The 6,628-nt window shown below is 65.8% G+C and carries 4 protein-coding genes; all 4 read left to right on the top strand.

Annotation, left to right across the window (positions count from 1 at the left end; translation table 11 throughout):
- Positions 1–359, top strand: a 359-nt coding sequence (locus LB568_RS31270) for a hypothetical protein (RefSeq protein ID WP_224732195.1), incomplete at its 5' end; no start/stop codon positions are given.
- Between the two features lie 273 nt (positions 360–632).
- Positions 633–1,901, top strand: coding sequence for an efflux RND transporter periplasmic adaptor subunit (locus LB568_RS31265; RefSeq protein WP_224732194.1), 1,269 nt, complete (start codon positions 633–635; stop codon positions 1,899–1,901).
- Between the two features lie 3 nt (positions 1,902–1,904).
- Entirely contained in the window at positions 1,905–5,084 is a 3,180-nt protein-coding gene (locus LB568_RS31260; RefSeq protein WP_224732193.1) for an efflux RND transporter permease subunit, read from the top strand.
- A gap of 10 nt (positions 5,085–5,094) precedes the next feature.
- Entirely contained in the window at positions 5,095–6,588 is a 1,494-nt protein-coding gene (locus tag LB568_RS31255) for an efflux transporter outer membrane subunit (protein WP_224732192.1), read from the top strand.
- Positions 6,589–6,628 lie beyond the last annotated feature (40 nt).

Below are 6,628 nucleotides of genomic sequence, written 5' to 3'. Positions count from 1 at the left end.
CTTCCGCCACCCCAGCCCGGGAATGGCTGAACCCTGACCGGCTGCGCCGGCCGGCCCGGTACCCAACCCGTTCTCGGGCCGGCCGGTTTTTTCAAGGGATGGCGGCCGCACCATCCCACCGTTTCAAAGCAAAAAATGGAAGCACGGCAATGTGGGAAGCCATGATGATGCTGCGGCTGATGGCATCGATGAGCCCGCGATTCTCGCTCGGCCAGCGCGCCGACCATGCCATGCCGCCAGCCCTGCCGGTCGATACGCTGAAGGGCGCGATCCGCCTGAGCTTCGCAGCCTGGCGACTGTCGCTTCCGCTTTCGCAGCAGCCCAATAGCCACGGACATCATGACCGCAAGATCGCGTAAGACATGGGCGAGGGTTGGCATACCCTCATCGATGGGCATAATGAGGCGATGGGCATCTCGGCCGGCCCCCCGATCATCGGGCGCTGCGGCCGCGGAGAAGGAGCGCGACATGGGCCGCTTCGAAGCACGCTCGATGCGCCCGCAGGCCCGGCGTGGCCCATCGTCTCGACCGCCATGACCGGGCGACCAACCTTGCCCATGCCGGCAGGCACTCTCCGCCACTCCCGCTACCCGGGCTTCAAGCGACAGCAACTCCAGCGAAAGATCGAGGCCATGCATCTCAAGCCTAGCCAGTCCGCTTTGTCGGCCAAGACCCGCCGGCTCGCGCCGTGGACGGCGGCGCTCGCCGTCACCCTTGTCCTGGCGGCCTGTTCGCAGGAGCAGAGCAAGACCCCTGCCGGCATTGGCGGCGTCGGCAAACCGGAAGTCGGCGTCGTCACGCTGCATCCGCAGTCGGTTGCCATCACCGCCGAATTGCCGGGGCGCACGGCCGCTTCGCTGATCGCCGAGGTGCGCCCGCAAGTTGACGGCATCATCCAGCAGCGTCTGTTCAAGGAAGGCGCCGAAGTGGTGGTGGGGCAACCGCTCTACCTCATCGACCCGGCCAGCTACAAGGCAGCTTATGACAGCGCGGTGGCGTCGCAGCAGAAGGCGGAAGCGGCAGTGCCGACCGCGCAGGCCAAGTTCGACCGCTATGCCGGCCTTTTGAAGCAGAACGTTGTTTCCAAACAGGATTATGACGATGCCGCCGCCACGCTGGCGCAGGCCCAGGCCGATGTGGCGTCGGCGAAGGCCAGTGCGGAGACCGCGCGCATCAGCCTCGACCGCACCTCGATCACGGCGCCGATCGCCGGCCGCATCGACAAGTCGACGCTGACGCCGGGCGCCTTGGTCACCGCCAACCAGGAAACGGTGCTGACCACGATCCGTTCGCTCGATCCGATCAATGTCGACGTCACGCAGTCGAGCACCAATCTGCTCAATTTGCGCCAGGCGATCTCGGAAGGGCGGCTGAAGTTCAGCGGCCCCAATGTCAGCGTCAAGCTGAAGCTCGAGAACGGCACCATCTATCAGCAGACCGGCAAGCTGGAATTCGCCGGTGCCAATGTCGACCAGACCACCGGCACCTTCGCGCTGCGCGCCGAGTTCCCCAACCCGGACCGCCTGCTTCTGCCGGGCATGTATGTGCGCGCGCTGGTCGAGGAGGGCGTTGCCCAGAACAGTTTCCTGGTGCCGCAGCGCGGCGTCAGCCGCAACACCAAGGGCGAGGCGACCGCAATGGTCATCAACGCGGCGGGCAAGGTCGAGACACGTGTGCTCGCGGTGCGCAACAGCGTCGGCAACAACTGGCTGGTGGATTCCGGCGTCGGCGACGGCGACCGTGTCATCGTCGAGGGCATGCAACTGGTACGCCCCGGCGGCGATGCCACGGGCGTCGAGGTGACGATCGACGAGGCGACCGGCGAGATCAAGGACCGCGGGCAAACATCGGCCGTGCCCGCCGCATCCAAGACCGCCAGTAACCAGTCGACCGGGAACTGAGCGATGTCACTATTCTTCATCAACCGGCCGATCTTCGCATGGGTGATCGCCATCGTGATCATGCTGGGCGGCCTTCTGGCGCTCACCACGCTGCCGATCTCGCAATATCCGCAGATCGCGCCGACCACGGTCAACATCAGCGCCACCTATCCGGGCGCCGATGCGCAGACGGTGGAGAATTCGGTGACCAAGGTCATCGAGCAAGGCATGACCGGCATCGACAATCTCGACTACATGACGGCGACCTCGACCTCGACCGGCTCGGCCTCGATCACGCTGACCTTCACCAGCTCCGCCGATCCCGACACCGCACAGGTGCAGACGCAGAACAAGCTGCAGCTGGTGCAGTCGCAGCTGCCGCAAGTGGTGCAGAGCAACGGCATCACCGTCTCCAAATCCTCGACCGGCTTCCTGATGGTCATCGGCTTCGTCTCCAGCGACGGCAAGATGAACTCGACCGATCTCGCCGACTATGTCGACGCCACCGTCAACGACACGCTGAAGCGCGTCGAAGGCGTCGGCTCGACGCAGCTTTTCGGCTCCGGCTATGCCATGCGCATCTGGCTCGACCCCGACAAGCTCGCCAAATACGCGCTGATGCCGAACGACGTGGCGACCGCCATCGAGGCGCAGAACACGCAGGTGTCGGCCGGCCAGCTCGGCGGCCTGCCAGCGCGCAAGGGCCAGCAGCTCAACGCCACGGTGACGGCCAAGAGCCGGCTGCAGACCGCCGAACAGTTTCGCAACATTATCCTAAAGAGCCAGACCGACGGCTCGCTGGTGCGCCTCAATGACGTCGCCACCGTCGAACTCGGCGCCGAAAGCTACACGACGCAGGCCAATTACAACGGCAAGCCGGCGGCGGGTGTCGCCGTCAACCTGGCGACGGGCGCCAACGCCATCAGCACGGCGGAAGCGGTGCGCACGACGATCAACCGGCTGAGCTCGACCTTCCCGCAAGGCGTCGAGGTCGTCTACCCCTACGACACGTCGCCCTTCGTGCGGCTGTCGATCGAGGAGGTGGTCAAGACGCTGGCCGAGGCGATCGTGCTGGTGTTCCTGGTGATGTTCATCTTCCTGCAGAATTTGCGCGCCACCATCATCCCGACCATCGCCGTGCCGGTGGTGCTGCTCGGCACGTTCGGCGTGCTTTCCCTGTTCGGCTATTCGGTCAACACGTTGACCATGTTCGCGATGGTGCTGGCCATCGGCCTCCTGGTCGACGACGCCATCGTCGTCGTCGAGAATGTCGAGCGCGTCATGGCGGAGGAAGGACTGCCGCCCAAAGAGGCGACGCGAAAATCGATGCACGAGATCACCGGCGCGCTGATCGGCATCGCCACCGTGCTGTCGGCCGTGTTCGTGCCGATGGCCTTCTTCGGCGGCTCGACCGGCATCATCTACCGTCAGTTCTCGGTGACCATCGTCTCGGCCATGGTGCTCTCGGTGCTGGTGGCACTGGTGCTGACGCCGGCACTTTGCGCCACGATCCTGCGGCCGCCCAAGGACCATGCGACGCAGACCGGCCCGTTCGGCTGGTTCAACCGCACCTTCGACCGCGGCACGACGGCCTATCGCGACGGCTCGCACGGCATCATCAACCGGTCTTGGCGCTTTCTTGCCGTTTTCCTCGCCATCGTCGTCGCCATGGGCTGGATGTTCGCCCGGCTGCCGAGCTCGTTCCTGCCGGAAGAGGACCAGGGCATCCTGATCACCAGCGTGCAACTGCCGGTCGGCGCCACGCAGGACCGCACCGAGCGTGTGCTGAAGCAAGTGACCGACCATTATCTCAGTGACGAAAAGGATGCCGTCGAAGGCGTCTTCACCGCCTCCGGCTTCGGCTTCGGCGGCGCCGGGCAGAATGTCGGCATCGGTTTCGTGCGGCTGAAGGATTTCAGCCAGCGCAAAACGGCAGCCTCGGCGGCGCAGGCGATCGCCGGCCGCGCCATGGGCGCCTTCTCCAAGATCAGGGACGCGCAGGTCTTCGCGCTTGCCCCTCCCGCCATCCAGGGTTTTGGCAACACCAACGGCTTCGACTTCTACCTGCAGGACGTCAACGGCGCCGGCCATGACGCGTTGATCCAGACGCGCAACCAGCTCCTGGCCTTGGCCGGGCAAAGCAAGCTGCTCGCCAACACTCGGCCCAATGGCCAGGAGGACCAGCCGCAATTCTCGGTCGACATCGACCAGGAAAAGGCAAGTGCGCTGGGCGTCAGCCTCGCCGACATCAACAACACGCTGTCGAGCGCCTGGGGCAGCGACTACGTCAACGATTTCATCGATCGTGGGCGGGTGAAGCCGGTCTATATGCAGTCGGATGCGAACTTCCGCATGCAGCCGGAAGACCTCGACAAATGGCAGGTCCGCAATGCCAGCGGCGCCATGGTGCCGTTCTCGGCCTTCGCCTCCAGCCACTGGACATTCGGCTCGCCCCGGCTCGAGCGCTACAATGGCTCGGCGGCGGTCGAGATCCAGGGTGCGGCGGCCACGGGCATCAGCTCCGGCGCGGCGATGGACGAGATCGACAGGCTGATGGCGCAACTGCCCGCCGGATATTCCCACGAATGGACCGGGCTGTCGCACCAGGAGCGGCTTTCCGGCAACCAGGCGCTGTCGCTCTACGCGATCTCGGCGCTGGTCGTGTTCCTGTGCCTGGCCGCCCTCTATGAAAGCTGGTCGATCCCGTTCGCGGTCATGCTCTCGGTGCCGATCGGCATCTTCGGCGCGCTGTTGGCGGCCACGCTGTTCGGCCAGACCAACGACGTCTATTTCAAGGTCGGCCTGCTGACCACGATCGGCCTTGCCGCCAAGAACGCCATCCTGATCGTCGAGTTCGCCATCGAGCGACAGACAGCCGGCATGGGGCTGGTCGAGGCGACGCTGGAGGCGGCGCGACAACGGTTGCGGCCGATCCTGATGACGTCGCTGGCTTTCATCCTCGGCGTCACCCCGCTCGCCATCGCCCGCGGCGCCGGCTCGGGGGCGCAGAACTCGGTCGGTATCGGCGTCATGGGCGGCATGATCGCGGCGACGGTGATCGGCGTCTTCCTGGTGCCGCTGCTGTTCGTCACGGTGCGGCGCATCTTCAAGGGCAGGGCGGCCAAACCAAGTACTGGGCCAAGTACTGGGCCAGATACCGGACAAGGTACGGGCGAGGCGCCGGTGACGGCCAACCAGCAATAGGAAACTTTACATGAGAGGTTTGGAACGTGGCCCGGTGGCCGCGGGGCGGCTCTTCGTGCCCATGATAACGGCAGTTTTGCTCGCAGGATGCGTCGTCGGCCCGGACTATCGGACGCCCATCCTGGCGATGCCGGCGAACTGGAGCGGTGAGAGGCCGACGAAATCCGTCCAGCCGGCGCAACTGTCGCGATGGTGGCAGCGGCTGCGCGATCCGCAGCTCGACACGCTTGTCGAGGAAGCGGTCGCCGGCAATCTCGACGTCGCCACCGCCAAGGCCAAGATCCGCGAGGCGCGCGCCAGCTATCGCCAGACCGCCGCCACATTGCTGCCATCCGTGGACGGATCCGGATCGGTCACCCGCAACAAGTCGGCCGATACGACGACCGGCAGCAATGCCACCTACACCGAGTATCAGGCCGGCTTCGACGCGAGCTGGGAACTTGACCTGTTCGGCGCCAACCGCAGGGGCGTCGAGGCCGCACGCTATGGTGTCGATGCGTCCGAGCAGGAATTGCGCTCGACCCTTCTGACACTGGTCGGCGATGTGGCATCCACTTACACCCAGGCGCGCGGTTACCAGGCCCGGATCGCGCTCGCCCGGCGCTCGGCCGTGTCGCAGCGGCAGACCGCCGAACTCACCCGCACCATGGCGCTGGCAGGGTCGGCAACGGCCGCTGACGTCGCCAAGGCGATGGGGCAGGCGGCCAGCACCGAGGCCGCGGGGCCGACGCTGGAAGCAAGCTATGCCGAGGCTGTGCACCGCCTGTCTGTACTCACCGGCCGCCCGCCGGCGGCACTCAGCGAGCGGCTGAAGCGCAGCAGGCCGATCCCGTCGCCGCGCCTGCCGATGCCGACCGGGATTCCGGCCGACATCCTGCTCTCGCGCCCGGACGTGCGCATGGCCGAACGGCAATATGCGCAATACACCGCCAAGGTCGGCCAAGCAGAAGCGGCGCGTTATCCGTCGGTCAGCCTGACGGGAAACATCAGCACGGCGGCCCTCAATCTCGGCGATCTCGGCAAGAATTGGTCGATCGGCTGGTCCTTCGGGCCGACGCTGAGCGTGCCGCTGTTCAACGCCGGCCAGTTGCAGGCGGCGGCCGACGTCGCCCGGGCGCAGCGCGACCAGTATTTCATCGCCTACCGGGCTTCTGTGCTGACCGCGCTGGAAGATGTGGAGAATGCGCTGGTGCTGATGGCGCAGGAGCGCATCCGGATCGGCAAGCTTGCCTCGTCGGCGAAATCCTACGGCGAGGCGGCGAGCCTCGAAGGCACGCTGTACAAGGCCGGCGAGACCAGCCTTCTCGATGTGCTCGACGCGCAGCGCTCGCTCTATTCCGCCGAAGACTCGCTGCTGCAAAGCCGCGTCCTCCTGGCGACCAATTACATCGCCCTCAACAAGGCGCTCGGCGGCGGTTGGGACGGCACGGTCGACAGCGGCAGGCCCGAAATCGTCGACGTCAAGACCGGGCCACGGCTGGCGTCGAAGGCGGCGGCGCAGTGACCAAAGGAGGACCATGCTGAACCGTGATTGTCGTCTGAAC

Origin of the sequence: Mesorhizobium sp. B263B2A (assembly GCF_020165775.1) — a bacterium.
GTDB lineage: Bacteria > Pseudomonadota > Alphaproteobacteria > Rhizobiales > Rhizobiaceae > Mesorhizobium > Mesorhizobium opportunistum.
Note: the sequence above shows the minus strand (reverse complement) of the source record. Positions and strands in the feature narration are given on the sequence as shown.